Below are 23,343 nucleotides of genomic sequence, written 5' to 3' on the forward strand. Positions count from 1 at the left end.
ATGGAGGGATACGATGACAAAGACAGCATCTATTATTAAACAAACTGAGAAATTTGGAGCGAATAACTATCATCCGCTGCCAATTGTCATTTCAAAAGCAGAAGGTGTTTGGGTAGAGGACCCTGAAGGCAATCGATTCATGGATATGCTAAGTAGCTATTCAGCCGTTAACCAAGGCCACAGACATCCTAAAATTATTGCAGCTTTAAAGGAACAAGCGGACAGGATCACATTAACATCCAGAGCGTTTCATAATGACCAGCTGGGACCTTGGTATGAAAGGGTAGCAAAGCTTACTGGAAAAGATATGGTTCTTCCGATGAATACAGGAGCCGAAGCAGTCGAAACGGCTGTTAAAACCGTGCGCCGCTGGGCATACCAAGTAAAAGGTGTACCTGAAAATCAAGCAGAAATTATCGTTTGTGAAGATAATTTTCACGGCCGGACTATGACAGCGGTTTCCATGTCCTCAAGCGATGAATACAAAGAGGGTTTCGGTCCGATGCTCCCTGGCATTAAAGTGATTTCATTCGGAGATCTTCAAGCACTAAAGGACGCCATTACACCTAACACTGCTGCTTTTATCTTTGAGCCGATTCAAGGAGAAGCTGGAATTAATATACCTTATGATGGATTCCTGCAAGAAGCCTACGATTTGTGTAAGGAACAAAACGTCCTCTATGTTGCTGATGAAATTCAAGCAGGGCTTGGCCGCTCAGGAAAATTGTTTGCCTGTGACTGGGAAAACGTCTCCCCTGATATGTACATTTTAGGGAAAGCACTTGGAGGCGGTGTATTTCCAATTTCATGCGTTGCGGCAAACAAAGACATCCTTGGCGTATTCACCCCAGGTTCTCACGGCTCTACGTTCGGCGGAAATCCATTAGCATGTGCAGTGTCCATTGCAGCTTTAGACGTCCTTCTCGACGAAAAGCTTTCAGAACGATCATTAGAGCTAGGCAATTACATGCAAGAACGACTTCGTGAAATCAATAACCCTGTCATTAAAGAAGTCCGCGGAAAAGGGCTATTCATTGGAGTAGAGCTTCAGGAGTCAGCCCGCTCTTATTGTGAAAAACTGAAAGAAGAAGGACTGCTTTGCAAAGAAACACACGAAACCGTCATTCGTTTTGCCCCACCACTAGTTATTTCTAAAGAGGATTTAGATTGGGCAATTGACAAAGTGAAAAAAGTTTTATCTTAAAAAAGAAAAGGTTATCCCTATAAACGGCGATAACCTTTTTAATTTAATTTGCCCGCAGTTTGAGATGTAAAATTTATGGGTTTTCCGCTAGTTTTGTTCTTCTCCATATTAGCGGTTTATCATATCTTGAACGTCCCGCAATTTTTGGCCTTCCTGCCGTCTGTTCGGGTAATCCCTACTCTCCAACATAATTCCGCAGAGTGCCAATTGGTTCAATTGTTATTTCTACTACATCCCCAGTGCGTAAGTATTTTGGTGGTTTAAATCCTTTTCCAACACCCGCTGGGGTACCTGTTGCGATAATGTCCCCCGGTTCCAGAGTGGTTCCTTGCGAAATGGTTGAAATAATTTCGGGTATGGAAAAAATCATTTGTTTTCCTTGCCCTCTTTGTCTGACTTCCCCGTTAACTTTTGTTTCGATTTCAAAATCTAGGTGAGCAAAGCTTGATTGGTGAACAATGACTGGTCCCATTGGACAAGAGGTATCAAGACTTTTTCCTAACAAAAATTGTTTATGCCTTGCTTGTAAATCCCTTGCAGTAATGTCATTTACTATTGTGTAACCGAATACATAATCCAGCGCATCTTCTTTATTTATTTGCTTGCCTTTTTTGCCTATCACAACTGCCAGCTCTCCTTCGTAGTCGAGCTCAGTAGTTAAATGCAGGTGCGGATCAATTTTTTCCTCATGGCCGATGACACTTGTTGGTGTTTTCGAAAAAAGCATCACATGCTCTGGAATATCTGCCTCTGTTCCGAGCTCAAGCGCATGGTCACGGTAGTTTTTCCCCACGCAATAAATATTTTTAGCGGGTCTTGGGATTGGAGCTAGTAATAGCACTTCCTTTAATGTGTATAAATAAGACTCTGTCTCCTCTTCCTTTCTAGCCCACTGTTCAAGTTGTTTAACATGATTTATAAATTTTTCTCCCAATTGGATGCATTGCACAAGATCTCCTGGAACAGTCTCTAGTTCGAACAATTTTTTTTCTGCTCTCAGTATATCTAATATCCGCCCATCCTCCAGCAATAATCCGACAAATGTTCGACCGTGAATCGATGCAGTTGCAAATTTCATGTTTAACCCCCATTTGTTTACATCCCTTCAATTAATTGGCGATGTTTTACTTTTATATTGCGAAGTAATATGATTATTCGCTTTCTAGCAACAAAATTCCTTTATTATTTAGGCTGTTTTCTCAAACTTTGTTGCTTTTGTGACAAAATAGTCACTTTTTTGATACCCTTAAAACCCCTTATATTTCGAAATATATCATCATAAGAGGATCATGATGCCCTGTCATCGGAAAAAAAGTAATTGAGCGCCATCGTAGCCCAATGACATCTTAAATAGCGAAATATAGGTCATTAAAAAAGGTCATTAGGCACCGAAATTTTTCTTGTATGATAAGCAACAATTTCTTAGAAAAGAGCCATTATTTAAAAAGAAGTTGAGTAAGGGCTATCATCCTTATTTTCCTAGCATAGCAATATGAATGTCAATAGCCACAGAGGAATCTGTTACCTATCCGGTTTTTTAACCTTCATGTAGAATCCTGTAACATTTATTGTTATTTTATCGAAAACATAAACTAATCTAAATTACGTAGTATAATAAGCGTACCCTCTTAGACAAGCTAAGCGGAAAATTATTTTACGGAAAGATGGAGAATGGATTATGGTTATTTATGAAATTGAGAAAAAAAGGAAAATTCTTATTGAGGCAGCAAGACAATATGGTTTAAGCTCCCCAATTACGTTAAAACGTTCACAAGAACTTGATGCTCTTTTATTTCAGCAGCAAAAGGAAACTCATTCCTCTCTACAAAATAGAGATATTAAACTTCCTATCTTAAATAGATAAACTTTCTCCATAACCATTCTGCTGGTCCTGATTTGAATTTAGAAAACCATAGATTGCTAATGAGGATCTGTCCAGCAAAAATAATTAGTGTTAAAGCCATTCCTACTATAGTTGAAATTTGATTATACAATCCAATTCCATAAGAATAAAAAAGCATTGTGCATATGATCGATTGCAGCAGATAGTTACTTAACGAGGCTTTACCGACCGCAGCAAAAAAACGCAATGCTTTCTGAACCTTCCCATTTCGATAAAGTACTAGAAAACCTGCTACATAAAAAACGGTTAAAACTGGTCCTCCAACGGAAAGCTGCAGTTGTTCTGTAAGAGCGTTTTGAACGGTTATGTAAGGTATTCCTTTTAAGAGGACCGCTAATCCGCCGGTAATTATCAATACCCACTTTGTATGTATCTTTTTCATCCCTTCTTTGTCAAACCATCCTGATCTAAATGCATAAGCACCAAACAAAAACATTGGCAAGATTGATAGAATTAAAAACGGCGCTGAAAAAAGATTGTTTACATACAGCCAGTCATGAATTCTTTGATTCGCAACCTCCCAGTAGCTCCCCTGCTGGTAGCTTGCAATTGCTTGACTTATTTCCTCTTCATTTGCAAAAACAGAGAGACTGCTTGGATCTATAAGCATCGTTAAAAATAAGAGAGCATTAAAGATAAGATTTGGGACGAGAAACAATCCAATTGACCAACCTAATAGAGCCAGGGGTGAACTTTTTAAAAAGAAAAACATAAATAATCCTGTTACGGCATAAGTTATTAAAATATCGCCATGCCATATAAAGAAGGCATGAATCATTCCAAAGAACCCCAGCCCGAGCAGCCTTCTTAAATAAAGCGGTCCAAAGGCGATCTCTTTTTCCTTTGCCCGTTCATAAAAGATTATTGTCCCTGCTCCAAATAAAAAAGCAAACAAAGGATAAAAACTTGCTTGAACAAATAATGTAAGTGCCTTCTCGACAAAATTATTTAATGGGTCCAGGCTAACGACCATTTTACCCATATAGAGAAGAGGCCCTGAAAAGTCTCTCATGTTAACAAATAATATTCCAAGCAATGCTAACCCTCTTAAGACATCTAATGATGATATTCTTTTGCTGCTAGTAATTTGTTCAAATTTCTCCATAAGGTCCCCCTTTTTTTTCAAGCCATTTCGTTATTTCTTTTATCATATTCTTTATAGCTTTTTTCAAATAAAGTCTATTGGAGTATCCCACCAGCTCCAATTCTCGCCCACACCTCAAGGGGATTGCTTAAATTTCGAAGTGGTTGCCTTTGTTTCAATAGTAACAAAATATAAAAACACAACCTAATGAATAGAGAAGAAGAGTGATTTTTTTTCACAAAATTCCGCGTTTGTCATAGGATATAAGAAAAGCTCAGGGCACGCTTTTAGCTACTTATGGACTTTACTGTAGCCATGCAGGAAAAATTGAAAGCTCCATCTAGTTGGCGGCTCCCCTAATCGGATCTTTACGGTATCCTCCGACTTTCTTTGTTTCTCTGAAATTTAAGCAGGAGGATTATAGCATGAGCGAAGGGAATATGTCCACTGGTCTCTGGGTGGTAGAGCAGGACACGAAAACAATCGAAAAGAACAGAGCGCTAGTCCCTTCTGCGACAAGCACAAGGCGTGCAGAGATGAAGGTTGTTCTTTAACCTACTTGTCAGATTGACCCTGAGACCTTGAGCTGATGGCGCCCTGCGCTGGACAATAATATCATTCTCTATCACATTCATACTTTAATTAATTTAAACTTTCTTAACTAATAAAAAGCTTATTCACTTATCTTTTTTACAAAGAAAAACTAATGCCATTAAACATATGGCAGCGAAGGATGTAATGAAATGCCGGCTATTGTTGGTGCATTTAAAGTGAACGGTGTTGGTTCAAGCAGTGTCATTCATGTAGGCGATGTGATTACAATTTCTCCTTATAGTGAAGTCAAAACCTTTGCTGGTGCAGGTTCTTTTAACTCAGGAGATGGTTTAAATATTTATAATTATAATAGTGTAACGAATACGTATGATATGGACTTAATTGATCAACCAATGGTAGGGAATGCTTAGGAGTGAAGATAAATGAATTTTTACATTAATCAAACAATCCAGATTAATTATCTTCGGGTCGGTGGTGTTAATAACTCCTCTGTTCTCCAAATAGGTAGTGCCGGAATTATTAAGCCGCTATCAAACTTATATAACACCGGGGGTTACACAGAACCAGCTCCAGAAGCCGAAGCCGCAGGAACTGACCTTAATGCAACAAGCATTGTACCGTTGCAGGCTCCTACAACTTAAGCCTTCTCTCATACGTAAGAACTTTAATTAGAAACGTACATGTTAAAGACCTGTTGCAACGCCTGCTTGATCTGCTGGTGCAGGCAACAGGCATTTCAGGTGGCTGGAAATGAATTTTAACACTAAAGACTTATCATCCCCAAACTTTCTTACAGATTTGATGAAATCGGCAAAAAAGCTCATTTTCATCCATAAATACGTTAGCAAACTTAAACTTTATTTTTTACAAAAAATTGAGGTGAGAGAATGTACTATCAAGACCAAGCTAATCAATATATGAAACAATTATACTCCTATGTACAGTCTCAAGACCGAAAAATAAAACAGCTTGAAAAACAGGTACTTGAATTACAATTAGCTGTCTCTAAACTAAAAGACCGTTCCCCAACAAATATAGAACGAATTGAATATAAGTTTGATCAATTAAAAATTGAAACATTAGAAGGCACTTTAAATATAGGTTTAAACCCGATGGATACGGATCAAGTTGAAAATTTTGAAGTCATGCAAAAGGGAATGAAGGTCGGGCATGTCCAAAAAGAATTAGAAAAACAAGCATTTTCTTTAACTAAAGAACAGCTTGACTCCTTCCTTTCCAATGACTGCTTGCACTATTTAGAAAGCCTTGAAGACCAGTACCAAGACAAGTTAGATGATCAGCACAAATTTATGATTATTGATGATATCCGCAGACAAATGGATAGCAGAATACAGTATTATCTAGCAAAAAATAATCAAATTGACGATGAAAACTCTCTTCAAGATGCAGTCGATCAAACGGTGCAAAAGGTGAAAACGGATGTAGAAAATTCGATTATTCACTTTCTTCAGCATATGCCATCTAATATAAAAGGAGGGGATCCTTCATGAATTTTACCGTTGTAAATAAGGAATTAAATATTGGCGGTATTCGTGTCTTCGGTGTATCCAGTTCGTCTGTCTTTATTGTCGGAGACGCCCAGACAATCACCCAATCTTCAATATTCGATACACCACCAGAATCATTAATTATCGGACCATTCGTCCCGCTCGCTCCGGAATAATATGCTGAATCGATTATCGGCAGTTGATCAAATTTCTGTTAATTCAGTAGGGCTCAGCAGCATCTTTCAAATAGGTGATTCTGTTAGGATAACCCCTAGTCTTAAAGTATTAGCGGTACAAAGGGAATCGAATCTTTTTTTTGCCAGAGAAGGGAACTTTAAAAATGATCAAGCATTTTTTCAAGAATTACCTATACCATTAATAACTGAAAATATTCAGACAGGTTTTTTTCATGATAAACCTGTCATAAAAGTCCATTCTATAAAAGTTATGGCCGTTTCCTCTTCTTCTGTTTTCCATGTGGGATCTACTGATCGAATCCAAACCGAGTCAAGAATTCGCCATATCCGTCAGCTTCTTCCGGATAAAAACCGCAAGTAAGAACACCTAGATAACTACTGCATAAACTAACAGCAACAGCCCTGAAAGAAAAGGATGTTTTTTATGCCAGCCATTATCGGACCTCTTTGTATTAATTCCATTAGTGGGGGAGTCGTCAATTTCGGTGATTCTTTCTATCTTTCTCCGAAAAGCACGTCAAAATCTGCTACGGGATCAGGTGGAGGGAATACTGGAGATTTTTTAATTGTGAATAATGGAATAAGTGCGACAAACTTAATAGATCCAGATGTGAATGATCAGAATATTACAGGCAATAATTAAGGGTAGTCTCTTATTGACTACCCTTTTTTTGTAGGTTCAGAAATTAAAGTATTAACATGTTAAAGAGAATTATTGTTGTCCAGCTCCAGCGCCTAACCCGCCTGAGTGCTTGTCGGGGTTGGACAAGACGCTTGCGCTTTTTTTAGTTTAACTGACTGTATTTGTCAGTGTATATTTTATATACTTATGAACCAAACCCTATTGCAAGGAGGAATGTTCATGAAGGACAATAATTATTATCAAACATTTATTACGGTGGCGCCAGACTGCCCAGTATTGGAAGGGCTAATTCCGCCGGCTAGGAAGAAAGGTCCTACCAAACCTCTCATTGAATATGAATTACTATCAAAGAGCCCCTATACATATACTCAGGAGGATCTTCTTTTCGAAGTGTATATCCGTCACAAAGCTATCCCTGAAGAGGAACTAGAGGCCCGAGGTGCCCAAATCAAGGATGAGTTTTTCCAAAAACCTCAAGCATGCCTGCGAGCTTCGATGCTTCCGAAAAAATATGGCTGGGGCCTCCATTTTGACGAAGCTGGTAAAATCGCTCTTTACAGTGTAAATTCTCCAGAGTACCAAGGCTTTCAAAAGAACAAAGACGATAAATTGAGTGTGCTTTCTGCGATGCGTAGCAGCCGCAAGCATTCTTAAGAACACCGCCTGAAACGTATAAAAAAGGTTAGTTTACACTAGACCAAAGAAAGGGTTTGGAGCATAATCATAAGAGCTGCAGGAGAGACAGACTCTGCAGCAGTTTACCTATTCTCTCTAGACTGTATCCCTTTCTTTTAGGTTCATGCAGAGGTAAACTAGCAAAAACCAAGGCAAACTGCTTTTTCATAAAGTTTCCAGTTTCACTGTAGTACCTTTCCCTGAAGACTCTGCAGGGGTTACAACCAATCGTTTCGGCAAGCGTGCACGCAGCTCCTGCACATGGCTAATCACTCCAACGGATAATTCTTCTGATTGTAATTTTTCAAGCGCTGTTATGACTGTATCGAGCAGTTCGGAATCAAGTGTTCCAAAGCCTTCATCAAGGAAGAAGAATTGGAGAGGATACTCTCCTCTCAGCTGGATATGAGTAGAAAGCGATATAGCTAATGCCAAGGAAGTCAGAAATGTTTCACCGCCTGACAGAGTCGATACTGGCCTTTTAACTCCCCCGTTTGCATCATCGCGCATCATAAAGCCCCCTTGTGAATCGACTTCAATTGCATAGCGCTGTCTTGTAAGCTCACTAAGGCGCATAGACGCATGTCTGCTGACAATTTCCAACTGTTCCTCTGCCATATATTCAACAAAGCTATTACCTTTTAATACGGTTTGTAATTTTTCAAGCCTGCCGATTCTTAGTTCAATTTCTTGTTTTTGTGATTCTATTTCAGCAAACCTTTTATGTTTTAGCTTTACTGATTCTAGTGCATTGTTTGCTGCTCCTCTTGCTTCTGCTGCTTGATGGAGAAGGTACTCAAGGTTTTCCTTGCTTTTGTTTATTTCTTCCCACTTTTCTTGAGATACCCTTTTGTCTGCAAGCTTCTCAGATATTCTATTTAAATCTTTAAGACATTGCTTCTTCTTATCTGTGTATCTCTCGATTTCCTGCTTTAGTTGATTTATTACCGATTCATCTAAAATGGCTTGCAGTGCTTCTTCAGCTGATTGAAAGCTTCCTTTTGATGACAGGTCCAGCCATTCTTTTTCAGCCTGGGAAAACTGGCCAACTGCTGTTTCATAAGATTTTTCAATAGCTGATAGCTGACTTTTCAGCTCTGTTAGCTGGTTTGAGCGATTCTGCCATTCATCATAAGCCTGTTTTTCCTGCTCTGCAAGCTTTGTCAATTTATCCGTTACATTTAAAAGCAAAGCAGAAGGATTGCTTTCACCATTTGTTTCGATTCTTATTTTTTCCTCCTTTTCTTTTATTTGCTGTTCTATATTTTTCAGATCATATGTTACTTGTAAAAGCTGGGTAGATAGCTCCTGTTCATTCGTTTGGAGAACCTTGAGGCTTTTTTCTGTTTCCTCCATAAAAGTTATGCTCTTTTGAATTCTTGCTTCCAATTGTTCGTTTTGCTTGTCTTTTCTCTGTATTTCCTGCTGGATCCTTCCAAGCTCCTCTTTGGGAAGTTTAGGGAAGCGGCTTTTCCAATCGGATCCAAGCTGAAAAAGACGCTCTCTCATTTTCTCATGCTTTTGAACTTGTTCATTTAGATCCTGCTGAAGCGCACCTATTCCTTGTTCATATTGCTGAATTTGATTCATGACATCCTTCATAGTTAAGCCGGTTCTTTTGCTCGCGCTTTTAATTGATAAAAAATCTTGATAAAGAGCCTTAACCTCAGTGGAAAGCTGTTCTTTCCTTTCTTTTATCTCGTCTGCTCGTGAATAATCATCAAGTAATAACGATTCCTTTTCCTGATCTGTGAGGATCCTTGTTTCTTGCAGGAAAGAGTGTTCATTGATATAGTGATCCGCTTGCTCTTCAAGGCGCAGCTTCAACGTATAAAGCTGCTGCTTGTCTTGTTCACTTTCGGAAAGCAAAGCTTCCAAAGGTTTTATGCCTGTTGTCTCCTCAGTTTGCATATGATTACTTGTCTCTGAGGATGTGAGTTCATGGTTAGAGGAGCCGCACACAGGGCATGGCTCTCCAGCCTCTAATTGCTTACGGAGCGTAACTGCTAAATGATCCATCCGTTCTTTTTCTTGTTTGTGTTTTAGCTCATTGATTTCTGCTTCGACATTTTCGGTTATCTTTATGTAGTCACGCTCGCGCTCACATACTTTACTATATAGCTGCTGCAGATTTTCGAAATGGTGAGTAATTGACTTTTCTTGGTTTTCTTTTGTGGCTGCAGCTTCTTTCATAGCTTGGGCAGCTTCGTTTAGCTGGTGCTGTTTTTTCTTCACTGTATTCTCTATTTCTTCTGCTTGTTCCTGTAGATGTTCGTATGTTAGCTTCAGTTGAAGGGCTTGCTGTACATTTTCTCTTATTTGTGCACTTATAACTGTTCCAGATAGCTCTTCTTTGAGTTGTTTTTGCTTTGTTTGCGCCTTTTGAAGCAGGGAAGCAGATTTTTCATACTCCACCTTTTTATTTTTAAGGTTCTCGTCTGCTTGATTTCTTTTTTCTTCAAGCTGCTTTGCCTTTTTTTGCAATTGCTTTAGGTCTTCCTCAATCTCTATTAACAAGTTCAGTTTTTCTTTTTTTGCTGCAAGCTGTGGTTCTTCTTTTGCTTTCAGAGACCTTACCTTTTCATAATAGGTCAATGCTTTTTCATATGCCTTTTCATGGCGTTCATAGGCTGTTTTCTTTTCAAGGAGTTCCTCTGAATACTGTTTCTTATCAAATTGTGCTTGTTTTAATCTCATTGCATAAGGTTTTATTTGGATTGCATCTTGTGCCTTCTGCAAATCCTTTCTCTGCTGCTCATAATGGTCATTTTGTTTTTCAAGATTGGATAACTGGACTTCATATTCTTTCTGTTCCTTTTGCAAACTCCAGACCTCTTGCATTTGAGCAAATTTCTTCTGCACCTCGTTATATTCTGATTTCCGTTTGTTTACTATAGTCACTGCCTCTTTGTACTCAACTTCAGCCTGCTTCAGTGCCTCGTCTGAAGCTTCACCTAAGCCAGTTTGCTCGGCAATAAATTCTGCTTGCTGTCCTTTAGCAGATTGCAGGTGCCGTTTCAGCTTTTTGGAAAGCTCATCACCGTATTGTTCAAGGTTAAACAGCCGTTGCAGCATTTGTCTGCGTTCAGCACCTTTAAGGGAAAGAAATTCTGCAAATTTTCCCTGCGGCAACACAACTGCACGAGTAAAATCATCAATTGTTAAGCCAAGAAGAGCTTCGATTTTGGCATTTACTTCGTTCGTTTTATCGGCGAGGACCACTTGTTCATCTCGATGTTCAATAAACCGGCAAACAGTCGTTTTTACTCTATATTCATCTGTTCGTTTCAACACACGCTCAATCGTGTACCGAATTTGTTCAGACCTATTAGTTAATTCGAATGTAAACGCAACATTCACTTGGTTTTCGGCATGGTTTAATATGCCATATGTATTGTTTGCAGCTCTTTCGACCTTTCCATACAAAGCAAGAGTCATGGCATCAAGAATAGAGGATTTCCCGCTTCCTGTCGGGCCAAAAATTCCGAACACTCCGCCATTACATAAAGATTCAAAATCAATTGTTTGTTTTTCTCTGAAGCTGTGTAAGCCTGAAATTGTTAATTCAATCGGTCTCACCTTGTTCCCTCCTTCAAAGAGCTGTCCTCATTGATCAACTCAAGGAAAAGGGAAGTCAGTTCTTGGTCAGGCTGAGCACCACCGGTTTGTTTCTCATAAAATCGTCGGAACATTTCATCGATTGGAAGATTCGCTTCTCTTTTCCGTTCAAGCTCAGAATGGGATCTCTCAAATATCGGACGAATATGAATGATGCCAGGATGCTCCTTCCTTAATCGATGAATTTGCTCTAATGACAAATTATCTGTTAAATAGACTTCAAGATCTACCCAAGCCTGGTTATCTCGACCTTCATCAAGCCATTGATAGACCTCTTCAATTCCTCCTTTTGCCCGAATGCGGACAAGCGGTTTTCCGCTGGAGAGCGGGAGCTCGGTAAGCTCTGGTGTTTCTTGTGGTTTTACATCAAGAATGGTAACCGATTTCGTATAACCGATTTCTGAAAAGCTGTATGCTAAAGGGGAACCAGAATAGCGGGCCATTGTGTTTGCCCGTTTAACGTCTTGAGGTCTATGCAAGTGCCCTAATGCTACATACTGGGCAGCTTCCGGCAAACTGTCTGCTCCTACTGTGTAGGCTCCGCCTACTTCAATCGGTCTCTCAGAATCGGTTGTGCTTCCGCCTGCTACATAAATATGGCTCATTGCCATATTTACACTATCCTTACGAAACGGAAGGCACATTCGGGAAAACAAATTCTTGATTTTATCATTATATTTATCTCGCATTTGAGTTTCATCAGAGTCTGCTGACAAAACTTCCTGTAATCGAGCTTCTGAAGGATAAGCAAGTGCAGCGACCATCAGTCTTTCATCCGCATGCGGTACTTCAATATTCAGCAAATCAAAGGTTGGATAGCCGATTAAATGAATCCCTTGATAGCCTGCAAGCGGAGTTGCAGCTGCAAGCCTGTCAGGGTTATCGTGATTTCCTGCGATCACCACCGTAGGCCTCCTTCCTTTATCCGATAACCTTGTAATCGCCTCGTAAAACAGCTGTTCAGCTGCAGCAGGGGGATTTACTGTATCGAACGCATCCCCTGCCATTAACACTGCATCAATGTTTTGGTCTTCAACTATTCCAATCAATTCATCTATAAATTCTTCTTGTTCCGGAAGTCTGCTTCTGCCTTCCAAAGTTTTTCCTAAATGCCAATCGGCTGTATGGAGAATTCTCATGAGATTTCCTCCTTTAATAATGATAAACGACGGTACCTGGTACCGAAAAAAACAAAAACTATAAAGAGAGCAAATGCCCTCCGTCAAAAAAGTAAAGATATTTGCTTGCTAAAGGTTTTTTGTATATTTGCTCCACGGCTTTTGAGTATAAAGCTATTTGCGCTTCATAGCGTAGTAATAAAACCGGCTTTGCTTCTTCAAATCCACCCGGGAATTTTCCGTATATTCGATCTGTTTTATAATCAAGAAGGACCAGGCCGTCTTCATCTTCAAACAAGCAGTCAATAATCCCCTGGACAAGAACTACTTCTTTTTGTTCCTCATTCATTTCATTTAATTCGGAAACGGGAACAGCTAAGCTGAAAGGGATTTCTCTTTCCACCTGGTTAGATTGAGTCAATCTTTTGCCAGCAGAAGTCTCAAAGAAGTGAAACAGCCTGCTGATTGAGAGGGCATCGGCTTGTTCTTCTGTTAAAATTTCTTTGCTGACTAACAAATTCACTGTGTTGTGCAAGGAATCTTTTGTGACCGGATTTGATAGGTTAATATGCTGCATAACCGTGTGCATAGCTGTCCCTTTTTCGGCTGCTGTTAACGAGTTTTTCTGCATAAATGAAGGCCTTCTATATAGAATCGGTGATCCCTCTGTTTTAACAAGGGATTGATCACTGTATTCATCCTCTTCAAGAGCCTTTTGCCGCTTCAGTTCAGAAACAGACTGCTTGGATCGGAGTTTGGATAAGAATAAATGTGGATAATTCCAATTTAATCTGTTTTGAACCTCTTGCTTGTAAGCACCTTCTACTTTTACCTTTTTTCCTTCTGCAAGAGCGTCCATCATTTCTTCATCCGCCTCTTTTTCATCGGCACTTGCCGCAAGGAGAGTTGATTCTTTCATAAGAGTAATCTTCCATTTTGAAGGATGTTTATAAATTTCATCTAAAAATGTAGAACCGTTTTCTCTTAACAATTCACTATCTCTATGTCTGATTAAGGCAGGACCAATCCAATCCAAATAGCTTTTTGCCTGCATCCTGAGCAAATCTGGTAAAAGCCATTCTTCATGAGACGCGGACGCTTGCCATTGATTCAACGTTTTTTCGGCATCTTTTAACGTTCCGAGTAAATAAAGCTTTTCCTTTGCCCGTGTTAGAGCTACATATAACACGCGAAGCTCTTCCGACAACAGCTCTATCTTCATCTTTTTCTTAATCGCAATAAGTGGAAGCGTTGGGTAGCTTATTCGCAATCTGGGATCTATTAGCTTTGTCCCAAACCCTAACTCTTTATCAAGTAAATATTTTTTATTTAAATCCATCATATTAAATTGGCGGGATAGTCCCGCTGCAAAGACAACCGGAAATTCAAGACCTTTGCTGCTGTGAATGGTCATGAGCCGAACAACATCCTCTTTTTCACCGAGGGCCCTTGCTGCTCCAAGATCATCCCCGCGATCCTGCATTCGTTCAATAAACCTCAGGAATCGGAACACTCCCCTAAAGGAGGTGGATTCATATTGTCTTGCCCGATCATATAACGCCCTTAAGTTTGCTTGTCTTTGTTTACCGCCAGGCATACCGCAGACATAATCATTAAATTTTGTATCTCGGTAGATCTGCCAAATCAAATCAGATACAGACCCTTTTCTGGCAAAATCACGCCACTTTTGCAGCATTTGATAAAAGTGGTTTACCTTTTCTTGCACGTTTTTATGTGATCCGCTTTGCAGAAAAGCTTTTAATGCAGCATAGTAGGTTCCTTTCTTATCAAAAGTCCTAATGACAGCAAGCTCATTTTCATTCAAGCCAATCAAAGGAGATCGGAGGACAGAAGCCAGCGGGATATCTTGATAAGGGTTGTCAATCACTTTTAACACAGACATCATAATCGCTACTTCTGTTGCTTCAAAATACCCGCTAGAAAGATTAGCATAAACAGGTATCCCCTGTTTCTTAAGCTCTTCCATAATTTGTGGAGCCCAAGGCATGGACCTTAATAAAATAACGATATCCCGATATTGAATATTGCGAGTTTGTCCAGTTTTACCATCATAAATCGGAAATGGCTGCGCGATTAGCTCCCGGATTTTTTGTGCCATGACCCGTGCTTCCAGCTGAACGGTTTCCAATTCTTCCAGATTAAACTCTAAATGATCTTCCTCAGCTATATCCTTCTGCCGCTCTACCATCAATAGCTCCGTCTTCATCTGTTCATCATCAGGATATGAAGCCCCCAGCTTTAATTCGGCATCTTGATCATAGGAAATTTCACCGACCTTTTCCCCCATCAGCTGCTTAAACAAATAATTGGTTCCATCTAAAACTTCACTGCGGCTCCGAAAGTTTTTTGATAAATCAATCCGAAGACCTGAATTTTCCCCGCTTTGTTTAAACCTTTTATATTTTTCAAGAAACAGCATCGGTTCAGCCAGCCGGAAACGATAGATGGATTGTTTTACGTCTCCAACCATAAAAAGGTTGCCTGTTTCTTCCCCATCCTTTGTTACAAGCTGCAGAATGGATTCCTGGACAAGGTTTGTATCTTGATATTCATCAACTAATACCTCTACAAACTGTGAACGATAATAACGGGCTGCATCACTTGAATCATCACTTAAAATTTGCAGGCAAAAATGCTCAAGATCAGAAAAATCAACTATGCCCTTTTCTTTTTTTACCGTTTCGAAGCGTTCGCCAAATTCCTTTACAAGCTTAATAAGCGTCTGAATTGGAGATTTCAGCTCTTTTAAATCCTGTATATATTGCCGTTCATTTCTTGAAAAAAGCTCGTCTCTCAGCTTCTGAACCTGATCCTTTACAAAATTTCTAAGCTCTGTTACTTGATTTATTAAAGCTTTATCATATTCCTCTCCCTTACATGCTTTTAAACGGGTTGGCGTAAAAGCACTTATCCGTTTCCCGAGCTCGGACCAGGAGCCACTAGCTTCAAGTAATTGGTTGATTTGCATGAGATCATCTTCCAGGTTAACGGCTCTTGGGGCTGGACCTCCAGGTTTTCTCGTAAGCTCTAAAGCTTGTACAATTTTTTCCCGGCAGCCAAGAAGCTGAAGCTCAATATCATTCATCACATATTGAAAAAACGGCAATTCATAAAGCTCTGTACCCTCTTTTACATCGTAAGATTCAACGAGGCCCTCGAGCCAGGTAGCTGGCTTTGGGTGTGATTTTGAAAAATCATAGATAGCTCTTACAAGGGTTTGCAAATCATGATCGCTTCGGTCAGATGTATAACGATCTACCAAATCAAAAAAGCATTCATTATTTTCTTTTGCATATTCTTCTTCAAATAAATCTTCGAGTACTTCATCAATTAACAGCTGAGCTTCGGTTTGATCAGCAATTCGAAACACAGGATCAATGTCAATCATGTAATAATATTTCTTAACAACATTTAAGCAAAAAGAATGAAGCGTTGAAATAGAAGCTCTGTTCAAAAGAGTCAGCTGCCTTCTTAAATGCAGAGACGCAGGGTTTGCCTTCAGCGCCTTCTCCAAAGCTTCCCCAATACGATGCTTCATTTCAGCTGCTGAAGCATTTGTAAAGGTGACTATAAGCAGCCGGTCCACATCTGTCGGGTTTTCTTTTGAGATGATTTTACGAATAATTCGTTCGACAAGTACCGCTGTCTTACCTGAGCCTGCAGCCGCAGCAACTAAAATATCCTGGCCGTTTGAGGCAATAGCTTTCCATTGGTCATCTGTCCACTGGCTGTTTATCGGTTTAGATAAGGTCGTTTCCATTTATTTTGCCTCCTCCCTGAGCCGGTTTAATATGTCTTGGCCTTTTTCATCTTTTAAAACTCTATATTCATTTTCTTCAAGTGACTGGTCAAATTGACAAACTGACTTGAAATCGCAAAACGTACAAGGAACCTTCTCCTTTATTTTATATGGGGCAATATCTACTACACCGTTTGTTATGTCGGTACCGATTTGCTTGAAAACATCCCTGATATGGGTTCTTAAAAGGCTAAATTCCTCTTTACTAGCAATCGCAGAATCAGACCGGAAGCTGCCGTCTTTTTTTAATCCAGCAGAGACAATGTTTGAACGTCCGCTGTCAAGTGAAGAATCCATTAAACGGACAGCCTCTTCATCTCCAAGCAGAAGTCCTTTCATTTTAAACTTTTTAAATATTTCTTCCTCAACTAAGTCTTCTGAAAGCTTTGTATTCGTTTGAATCATTGGGTCATGGACATGAAAATACAAAACCCCTGCTGGAGAAGACTTAACTCCAAGCCAATCCTTTGAATATGAAATAATAACATCTAAGTATGTCAGCATTTGCAGAGCAATCCCGTAATAAACCTCTGATAAGTTCAGTGACTTGTCACTAGACTTATAGTCAATAACTCTTAGCAGCAATCCGTTCGAGCTTTCAGCCTTGTCTACCCGGTCAATTCTGCCGATTAACTCCATTTCACAGCCATTGTCCAGTTTAAATTGGATTGGAGGAAGCGGACCGTTTTTGCCAAATCCAAGCTCAAGCCCCACTGGTGTAAATCCGCTCGCTTTTGCGTGCTCACTTAATATGGCCGAGGCTCTCATGATGATCTTTTGAAGCTTTCTTTTTAAATAATGGTGACGGTTAGAGCTTAATAAAATTTCCCTTTGCAGCCTTGGAGCCAGTCGTTCGACTGCATCATAGGAAAGTCGTTCACATTGCTGCTTCGTCAAGTCCTTCCAATCCATCTTCAGCGTATAGAGCCTGTCAGATATTAATTTCAATGCAGCGTGAAACAACTGCCCTACATCTGGTGCTTCCAAGCGGAACATTTGTCTTTCCTTTAATTTCAACCCATGAGAAGCGAAGTGAGAAAATGGGCAGGCCTTGAACATTTCCATCCTCGACACACTTCCTAAAATCGTTTCACCGTATAGCTCACGACTGACAGGCTCTTCAAGAGAAGCTGCTTCATTCTTATAAAATAAACTGCTAATTAATTTCCTTGAAGTCCATTTCCACTCCTGATCATCCAGCAAAAGGTTGTAAGAATCCCACCACAAATCATCAATCGAATAGTGATTTTTCCATGATTGAAGCTGGCCTGTCAAATATGAAAGAGTAACAGAAGGATTTACAAGGTAATCTAACTGCTCTTCTGCTGAAAACTGCTGGGGTTCATTTGTATAAAAAATCAGTTGAATGTTTGGATACATTTCATTCAGCCGCTTTATCACGATCGACGGCAAAAGTGAGCGTCCTTCTTCATCTGACATCGGATAGGAAACTGTCAGCTTTTCAGAGGCACTTGACAACGCCATATAAATAAGAAAATTTTCATCCAAAAGCTGCTGTCTTGCCGTTGGAGCAAGTTCAATCCCTTGATGAAACAAGACTTCCCTTTCATCTTCCGTTAGGATTCCCTCTTCTGACGGTTTTGCCGGGAGAACTCCATCATTTACACCTACTAAAAAAGTGCACTTTATATTAAAAAACCTTGACCGCTCTAAATTCGCAACAAGCACTTGATCAATAGCAGGCGGTACTAATGCAAACTTCATTGTTTCAAGCCCAGTATCGATCATTTCCTGAAACAGTGTAAATGTCATTGACCTGTCTTGAAGCATCTCTACAAACTCGTCCAGCAAATCGATAACAGCATTCCATACTTGATCGTGCTCTCTCGCTTCTATTAAGTGACCGTTCACTTCTGCTTCTGTTTTTAAAAGGTTGATTTTCGATGGAATATCTAAGTCTTCCAAGTACTGATAGAGAGCCTCAGCATAGTCTGTTCCAGTTTTCGCTTTTTTCATGGAAAGCTGGAGAGTCCTAAGCGGTGGAGAAATCAGCTCTTTCAGCCGATTAACTAAATCCTCCATTTCTCTCTCTTGATCCGTTTTAACATAATCATCATCAAGAGAATAATAGCGGCGATATGTCCAGCGGTCATCAGAAAACCATTTTTCTCCTTTGATTCCATAGGCAAGCACATAGTTTTCAAGCTGATCGAGTTCTTCCCGAATCTCTCTTCGATCCTCTGTCACAGGCAATAGCAGATCTGTTTTTATACAGCGAAAAACAGCTTCATAGCGCCAATTCCCTTTAATAACCTCGAGACTTGAGCGAATAAATTCTATCAATGGATGATGCAGCATGGCTCTTTTTTCATCAGCAAAAAAAGGAATCTCATAATCTAAAAAGATCTGTTCTACTAAATCCCGATAATCTGATAAATTGCGAATAAGAATCGCTGTATCTTGATAACAGTATCCTTTCTCACGAACGAGCTTTTGAATACTGCGAGCTATTCCTTCTATTTCTGCTCTCCTGTTCGCCGCTTGGACGATGTTAATATCTGCTTCATTAAAATAGGGCTGCGCCGGTCTTGCATCATAATTCTTCTCCAAATGGGAAAGCGATGCAGAACCGGCATATCTTTGACCGCTGCTCAGCACCTCTTCACTGCAATCAATGTGATGTTCCTTCGCTTTTTCTGTCAATTTATGATAGGTCATGCCTGTCATTCTAAACAGATGAAGCTCATGAGGCAAATGTTCATGAAATGGTTTATCAGCTGTTAATGAAAACGTCATGTTTATGCAATGCTTCATCAGTGCTTCTATCACCATAAACTCCTGCGGGGTAAAACTGTGGAAACCATCTACAAAAATTTCTGCTTCATTTAAATAGGAGGATTCAGGAATTTTTTCAGCAAGCATTTGCAAATAATCTTCTGAATCGATGTATTGATTGCTTAATTCCCTTTCAAGCTCTTTATATAGAAGAACCAGGTCATGAAGCTTGTCCGCTAATGCCCTTTCAGACGGGTTTTGGGCAAGTGTAAGGTGCTTTATTTGTTGTTCTAATTCGTCTGGTGATAAACAGTAGCGTTTAAATTCTGTTGTCATTTGCTCAATGTGACTTACAAATCCGCTTTTATCACTTGCTTTGCTATATACTTTAAAATCCTGCTTCCGTTCTTCAATGATTTTTCGAATCATCATTTGAATTCCTGTACTTGAGAGATGACGGCGGTTTATTCCACCCTCTTCCTGGAGAATACGCCATGCAAGCCTTGTAAAGCTGAATGCTTGGGCACGGATGATCCCCCCTAGTTCAAGAGTTTTGATTAATTCATATTCCATCGCAAATGTCATCTGATCAGGTACCAGTAAAATAATCGGCTTGCCTTGAGGCCGATCCGCTAATTTGGAGCGGATCTCAGATAGGATGGCTGCCGTTTTACCGCTTCCTGACCGTCCTAATAAAAAATGCACAGCCATTTTATAAACCCCTTTCCAAGGTCATTCTATGTATAATCATCGGTGTATGTAATTCTTTTAATTTTGGTAATCTCTATATTGTCAAAGATATTTTAATAATCTCCATATAATAATAAAGGTGACAATTAAACTTTTTCTTTAGAGGCAGCCGCACTGCTTGAAGCCAGCCTGGATTGATAATGTACTATCCCTTATTGTATCGAAAACTTAGGAATCTGACCATTTGTACAGCCTGCCAAGTTTTAGACTTAGTGACCGTCTTTTCCCTTTTGTTATTAATTCCATTTATCGAAGAAAAAGTGAATGATGTACGCACTATGGCAGCTTTCCTGTAGTCTGTCACTTTTTTAACAGGTGCATCCTTCTGTCCATTAATTGCTCACATCTTTCCCCATTGCTGGATTCCATTTTATGTTTTCTAGCAGGATCCACTCTTTCCTTTATCCAACAATTTACAGCATAAAAATTTTCACTTGAAAGACGGCAGACTTTTGATTTAGACTATGGAAAAGACTGAGAGCTCTCCTGCTTTTAATGAGGTGTATCAATTGACATGGATTGATAAAGGGTTAATTCACTATGTGAAAATTGTCAGTAAAAATCCAAATGATCCAGTAGAGGTAACAAATGTTCCAAATGAATGGCAGCTTATCGGCCGCGGAAATTATGCAGCCGTTTTTATTCATCCATCAATTCCTGACAAAGTAGTTAAGGTCTACGCAGAAAACCGTAAAGGATTGGCTGAAGAAGTTCAGGCTTATCAAATACTAGGGAAACACCCCTCTTATTCCGAGCTGTTTGAATTTGGAGAGCGATATTTAGTCTTAAAGAAATTGAATGGAATAACCTTGTACGAGGCACTTAGGAAAGGGATGTTTATTCCTAAGTCTGTTATTAAGGATGTTGATCAAGCAATTAAGTATGCAAAATCAAAAGGGTTAAACCCTGCTGATATCCACGGAAAAAATGTCATGATGAAGGGTGGAAGAGGCTATATCTTGGACATCTCAGACTTTCTCATGTCATATGATTGTCCGAGATGGAGGGATTTCAAAAGAGCCTTTTATGTTTTCTATTATCCGATATTCAGCCGTTCATCCTTCTCAATTCCAGTATGGCTGTTAGAGCGAGTCAGAAAAGGATATCAGGTTTACATAAAGGCCAGAGGCTTACGGCAAAAACAAGGTTAGATGATTTCGTCGTAATTTGTGTAATCATAATGCTTTCTTTCTAATCATGCAGGAACATGTTGATGTTTGTAGATTTATTTTTGCTTATTACAGGCAGGAAAAACGGCTTTTTCCTCAAAAATAATAGAGAGGACAAAACATAGTCCCACAAACGAAAGGAAAGGTGGTTCTTGTTCGTGAGCAGAGACCTGACGCTACAACAAATCGTCGAAGGAATTCCAAAGTCCATGTTAAATGCTTCAGATAAAGACTTAGAAGGCTTCCAAAAAATTGTTGACGAAACAATCAAACTAAGAGAAGGACACCGCAACCTACAAAAACTCATTCAAAATTACTCCAGTTCTGTCATTCAACGTTCCTAATTTATACAAGCTGTTGAAGTATCAACGGCTTTTTCTTTTTGTTTAACTGTTTAACGGAATTTTATTTATTTGAGCCATTTCATTTTATGTTTGCAAGAGAACGAACTTTTTAAGCCAGAGCGGGCATTAATATGGAGTTGTTAGGTTCCCCTATGCACGAGTGCCCCCCCTACCATCCACGAGTTTACATCCTAAGTACGTCGATTAATAAAACAGAAGATCATCTACTTTTTTGATTTGACCTTCCCGATTACCCGGTCCTCCTTAATAAATCCGAAGTGACGGCTGTCATAGCTTTTCAACCTGTTGTCGCCAATAACGAACAAGTGATCCTTTGGTACGTGGGTTTTTCCGGTTGTTTCTTGGAGTGTAAAGTTGCCTGTTAGTTTGCTGCCTTCTATTTGTTTTTCTTTAATGGATTTCAAGAACGGTTCTTTAACCCTCTCTCCATTCACAAAAAGCTGATCATCTTTGTAGACAATCTCATCACCAGGTACACCAATTACGCGTTTTACAACCGATTCCTTTTTTTCAGGTGAGTAAAATACAACGATATCAAATCGCTCAATCGGGTTTAAACGGTGGCTTAATCTATTGATACGCAGTTCTTTTCCCTCTTTGATGGTCGGCTGCATGGATACACCGTCAACTGTATATTGAACAAAGATTAAGTTTTTCACTGTAATGACCAGTACAAGCCCACAAACAGCAGAAATCAACCAAGGCAGCTTCTTCATTCCTCTTCCCCCGATCTACTGGTGTTTTTTTGTTTTTCAATCATTTTAGCATTCATCCGTTTCTCGATCTGTTTACCTGCAATCCACATAACTAAAATAATGATAATGGCAAAGGCTGAGCGTTCGGGCTGATCTATAAGTGATCTAATGTCATGGCCGATAAAGCTGATTAAAAAAATCATGACAAGCTTTCCGGTAAATACAGCCAGCATAAATTGCCAAATACTAATTTTTGACAGACCCGCTACAATATTGACGGCTGCTGAAGGAGTGAACGGAAAACAAAGCAAAAGGAACAAAGGACCAAATCCGTGGCGCTCTACCCAAAGCATCAACCGTTTTACGGTCTTGTTTCTTCTGACCACTCCCATAAACTTTCGGTCACCAAGCCAGCGGATAAACAAAAAGACAACAATCGCGCCAGAAGACGCACCGATCCAAGAAAATAAAAATCCAAGCCACAATCCAAAAGCGTTCGCATTGGCCACTACAAATACTACAAGCGGCAAAAATGGAAATAAAGCTTCCAGAAAGGGCAATAATATACCAAACAAAGGGCCAAGCGTCCTGAATTGCTGCAGTAGTTCCATTAAATTTTCTTCTGTAAACCAGCTAAGCATTGCTTCCAAGTCGGGCTCCTTTACCTTATTAGACTTATCCTTATTTTACACATTTTCTGTAAAAGATTAAATATATTGTCTTTACACGTGATATTATTGCAATTCGAAATAAAATTTAGTATCATTAAAATACGAACAAATGTTCTATTCCCTGCAGAAAGAAGGACGGACGCATGACACGTATACCGGGAGACATCAGAGATCTCATCGAAGAGGCTATCTACCTTCCCATGACCATTTCGATTTTAAACAGGGATCTTACCGTGATAGAAAGCAGCCCCTTCAAACTTAGGCAGCCATATTTACATCTTGTTGAAGAATCATTAAAACTCGCCCAGAAAGACTATGCAAACGTCAAACAACAGCTTAGAAAACAAAACATTAAAGTCAGCCAGGTGAATAGGGATGAAGCCTTTACAATGTACTCTTTCCTGTATAAAGGATACGAAGAACAGCACAATTATTTCAACCCGCGGATTCGGAACAAAGTGAATGAGCTGCTCGAAAACTATTTGTTTCAACCCGAAAAGAAATAACCATTTTTTCGAACAAATGATTCATACTATAAAAATTCAAACTGAAGTGTTGGCTAAAATTGATTAATCAGAAACATGTCTAGTAAATTAACTTCATTGGTATTATAACAAACTGTAATTGGTAAT

Annotated in this window: 21 protein-coding genes; 13 read left to right on the forward strand and 8 right to left on the reverse strand. The window is 39.5% G+C overall.

The features are described 5' to 3' along the window. The first annotated feature begins 13 nt into the window (after window positions 1-13). A complete protein-coding gene (locus IC621_RS10265) occupies window positions 14-1,204 on the forward strand; it encodes an ornithine--oxo-acid transaminase (protein WP_191158209.1) in 1,191 nt (396 codons plus the stop codon). Window positions 1,205-1,379: 175 nt separating this feature from the next. Here IC621_RS10265 and IC621_RS10270 read toward each other — a convergent pair whose 3' ends face one another. Then, window positions 1,380-2,282, reverse strand: a complete 903-nt coding sequence (locus IC621_RS10270) for a fumarylacetoacetate hydrolase family protein (RefSeq protein ID WP_191158210.1) — start codon at window positions 2,280-2,282, stop codon at window positions 1,380-1,382. Window positions 2,283-2,882: 600 nt separating this feature from the next. Between IC621_RS10270 and IC621_RS10275 the strand changes: the two genes are divergently transcribed. Beyond that, on the forward strand, window positions 2,883-3,068 hold the full coding sequence (locus IC621_RS10275; RefSeq protein ID WP_191158211.1) for an aspartyl-phosphate phosphatase Spo0E family protein: 186 nt from the start codon (window positions 2,883-2,885) through the stop codon (window positions 3,066-3,068). Here IC621_RS10275 and IC621_RS10280 read toward each other — a convergent pair. After that, complete coding sequence (locus IC621_RS10280; RefSeq protein ID WP_191158212.1) at window positions 3,052-4,212, reverse strand: DUF418 domain-containing protein; 1,161 nt, start codon at window positions 4,210-4,212, stop codon at window positions 3,052-3,054. The two genes, IC621_RS10275 and IC621_RS10280, sit on opposite strands and share 17 nt — an antisense overlap. A 404-nt stretch (window positions 4,213-4,616) precedes the next feature. On the opposite strand from IC621_RS10280, the gene IC621_RS26850 reads away from it, so the two are divergent. The 8 genes from IC621_RS26850 (at window position 4,617) to IC621_RS10315 (ending at window position 7,748) form a co-directional block, all read left to right on the forward strand. After that, window positions 4,617-4,745: a hypothetical protein gene (locus IC621_RS26850; RefSeq protein WP_263575987.1), complete on the forward strand. Its 129-nt coding sequence runs from the start codon at window positions 4,617-4,619 to the stop codon at window positions 4,743-4,745. 189 nt (window positions 4,746-4,934) lie between these two features. Continuing rightward, window positions 4,935-5,156, forward strand: a complete 222-nt coding sequence (locus IC621_RS10285; protein ID WP_191158213.1) for a spore germination protein — start codon at window positions 4,935-4,937, stop codon at window positions 5,154-5,156. Window positions 5,157-5,168: 12 nt separating this feature from the next. Beyond that, a complete protein-coding gene (locus tag IC621_RS10290) occupies window positions 5,169-5,387 on the forward strand; it encodes a spore germination protein GerPB (protein WP_191158214.1) in 219 nt (72 codons plus the stop codon). A gap of 246 nt (window positions 5,388-5,633) precedes the next feature. Next, window positions 5,634-6,257, forward strand: coding sequence for a spore germination protein GerPC (gerPC, locus tag IC621_RS10295; RefSeq protein WP_191158215.1), 624 nt, complete (start codon window positions 5,634-5,636; stop codon window positions 6,255-6,257). After that, the gene (locus tag IC621_RS10300; protein ID WP_191158216.1) at window positions 6,254-6,430 is read left to right on the forward strand and encodes a spore gernimation protein GerPD; all 177 of its coding nucleotides are present in this window, start codon (window positions 6,254-6,256) and stop codon (window positions 6,428-6,430) included. Before gerPC ends, IC621_RS10300 begins: the two co-directional genes overlap by 4 nt. Window position 6,431: 1 nt before the next feature. Continuing rightward, entirely contained in the window at window positions 6,432-6,812 is a 381-nt protein-coding gene (locus IC621_RS10305; protein WP_191158217.1) for a spore germination protein GerPE, read from the forward strand. A gap of 63 nt (window positions 6,813-6,875) precedes the next feature. Next, the gene (locus IC621_RS10310) at window positions 6,876-7,094 is read left to right on the forward strand and encodes a spore germination protein (protein ID WP_191158218.1); all 219 of its coding nucleotides are present in this window, start codon (window positions 6,876-6,878) and stop codon (window positions 7,092-7,094) included. 219 nt (window positions 7,095-7,313) lie between these two features. Beyond that, window positions 7,314-7,748 (forward strand): DUF6157 family protein, encoded by a 435-nt coding sequence (locus IC621_RS10315; protein ID WP_191158219.1) that lies wholly within the window; start codon window positions 7,314-7,316, stop codon window positions 7,746-7,748. A gap of 186 nt (window positions 7,749-7,934) precedes the next feature. On the opposite strand, the gene IC621_RS26990 is transcribed toward IC621_RS10315, so the two are convergent. The 4 genes from IC621_RS26990 to addB are packed head-to-tail and all read right to left on the reverse strand — an operon-like array spanning window position 7,935 to window position 19,772. Next, a complete protein-coding gene (locus tag IC621_RS26990) occupies window positions 7,935-11,348 on the reverse strand; it encodes an AAA family ATPase (protein WP_191158220.1) in 3,414 nt (1,137 codons plus the stop codon). Next, a complete protein-coding gene (locus tag IC621_RS10325; protein WP_191158221.1) occupies window positions 11,345-12,526 on the reverse strand; it encodes an exonuclease SbcCD subunit D in 1,182 nt (393 codons plus the stop codon). Before IC621_RS10325 ends, IC621_RS26990 begins: the two co-directional genes overlap by 4 nt. Before the next feature lie 58 nt (window positions 12,527-12,584). Then, entirely contained in the window at window positions 12,585-16,286 is a 3,702-nt protein-coding gene (gene addA / locus IC621_RS10330) for a helicase-exonuclease AddAB subunit AddA (protein WP_191158222.1), read from the reverse strand. Then, window positions 16,287-19,772, reverse strand: a complete 3,486-nt coding sequence (addB, locus tag IC621_RS10335) for a helicase-exonuclease AddAB subunit AddB (protein ID WP_191158223.1) — start codon at window positions 19,770-19,772, stop codon at window positions 16,287-16,289. It abuts the gene before it with no gap. A gap of 548 nt (window positions 19,773-20,320) precedes the next feature. Here addB and IC621_RS10340 point away from each other — a divergent pair. Both IC621_RS10340 and IC621_RS10345 read left to right on the forward strand, forming a co-directional pair. Further along, the gene (locus tag IC621_RS10340) at window positions 20,321-20,962 is read left to right on the forward strand and encodes a serine/threonine protein kinase (RefSeq protein WP_224752449.1); all 642 of its coding nucleotides are present in this window, start codon (window positions 20,321-20,323) and stop codon (window positions 20,960-20,962) included. A 176-nt stretch (window positions 20,963-21,138) separates the two neighbouring features. Beyond that, window positions 21,139-21,324 (forward strand): hypothetical protein, encoded by a 186-nt coding sequence (locus IC621_RS10345; RefSeq protein WP_191158224.1) that lies wholly within the window; start codon window positions 21,139-21,141, stop codon window positions 21,322-21,324. A gap of 224 nt (window positions 21,325-21,548) precedes the next feature. Here the strand turns inward: IC621_RS10345 and lepB are convergent, their stop codons facing one another. Together lepB and IC621_RS10355 are read right to left on the reverse strand one after the other, a co-directional pair. Beyond that, window positions 21,549-22,061: a signal peptidase I gene (lepB, locus tag IC621_RS10350; protein ID WP_191158225.1), complete on the reverse strand. Its 513-nt coding sequence runs from the start codon at window positions 22,059-22,061 to the stop codon at window positions 21,549-21,551. Continuing rightward, a complete protein-coding gene (locus IC621_RS10355; RefSeq protein ID WP_191158318.1) occupies window positions 22,058-22,681 on the reverse strand; it encodes a TVP38/TMEM64 family protein in 624 nt (207 codons plus the stop codon). Before IC621_RS10355 ends, lepB begins: the two co-directional genes overlap by 4 nt. Before the next feature lie 173 nt (window positions 22,682-22,854). Here IC621_RS10355 and IC621_RS10360 point away from each other — a divergent pair, with 173 nt between their 5' ends. Continuing rightward, on the forward strand, window positions 22,855-23,217 hold the full coding sequence (locus tag IC621_RS10360) for a hypothetical protein (protein ID WP_191158226.1): 363 nt from the start codon (window positions 22,855-22,857) through the stop codon (window positions 23,215-23,217). Window positions 23,218-23,343: the final 126 nt, after the last annotated feature.

The sequence above is a fragment of the Metabacillus arenae genome, assembly GCF_014773385.1.
Classification (GTDB): Bacteria; Bacillota; Bacilli; order Bacillales; family Bacillaceae; genus Metabacillus_D; species Metabacillus_D arenae.

Bases quoted from the DNA above. Each gene is read 5' to 3' on its own strand.
- IC621_RS10305 (WP_191158217.1), top strand. From the start codon at position 6,432: ATGCTGAATCGATTATCGGCAGTTGATCAAATTTCTGTTAATTCAGTA.
- IC621_RS10355 (WP_191158318.1), bottom strand. From the start codon at position 22,681: ATGCTTAGCTGGTTTACAGAAGAAAATTTAATGGAACTACTGCAGCAA.
- IC621_RS10315 (WP_191158219.1), top strand. From the start codon at position 7,314: ATGAAGGACAATAATTATTATCAAACATTTATTACGGTGGCGCCAGAC.
- IC621_RS10325 (WP_191158221.1), bottom strand. From the start codon at position 12,526: ATGAGAATTCTCCATACAGCCGATTGGCATTTAGGAAAAACTTTGGAA.
- IC621_RS10360 (WP_191158226.1), top strand. From the start codon at position 22,855: ATGACACGTATACCGGGAGACATCAGAGATCTCATCGAAGAGGCTATC.
- lepB (WP_191158225.1), bottom strand. From the start codon at position 22,061: ATGAAGAAGCTGCCTTGGTTGATTTCTGCTGTTTGTGGGCTTGTACTG.
- IC621_RS10290 (WP_191158214.1), top strand. From the start codon at position 5,169: ATGAATTTTTACATTAATCAAACAATCCAGATTAATTATCTTCGGGTC.
- IC621_RS10265 (WP_191158209.1), top strand. From the start codon at position 14: ATGACAAAGACAGCATCTATTATTAAACAAACTGAGAAATTTGGAGCG.
- addA (WP_191158222.1), bottom strand. From the start codon at position 16,286: ATGGAAACGACCTTATCTAAACCGATAAACAGCCAGTGGACAGATGAC.
- gerPC (WP_191158215.1), top strand. From the start codon at position 5,634: ATGTACTATCAAGACCAAGCTAATCAATATATGAAACAATTATACTCC.
- IC621_RS10310 (WP_191158218.1), top strand. From the start codon at position 6,876: ATGCCAGCCATTATCGGACCTCTTTGTATTAATTCCATTAGTGGGGGA.
- IC621_RS10300 (WP_191158216.1), top strand. From the start codon at position 6,254: ATGAATTTTACCGTTGTAAATAAGGAATTAAATATTGGCGGTATTCGT.
- IC621_RS10275 (WP_191158211.1), top strand. From the start codon at position 2,883: ATGGTTATTTATGAAATTGAGAAAAAAAGGAAAATTCTTATTGAGGCA.
- IC621_RS10285 (WP_191158213.1), top strand. From the start codon at position 4,935: ATGCCGGCTATTGTTGGTGCATTTAAAGTGAACGGTGTTGGTTCAAGC.
- IC621_RS10280 (WP_191158212.1), bottom strand. From the start codon at position 4,212: ATGGAGAAATTTGAACAAATTACTAGCAGCAAAAGAATATCATCATTA.
- IC621_RS26850 (WP_263575987.1), top strand. From the start codon at position 4,617: ATGAGCGAAGGGAATATGTCCACTGGTCTCTGGGTGGTAGAGCAGGAC.
- IC621_RS10270 (WP_191158210.1), bottom strand. From the start codon at position 2,282: ATGAAATTTGCAACTGCATCGATTCACGGTCGAACATTTGTCGGATTA.
- addB (WP_191158223.1), bottom strand. From the start codon at position 19,772: ATGGCTGTGCATTTTTTATTAGGACGGTCAGGAAGCGGTAAAACGGCA.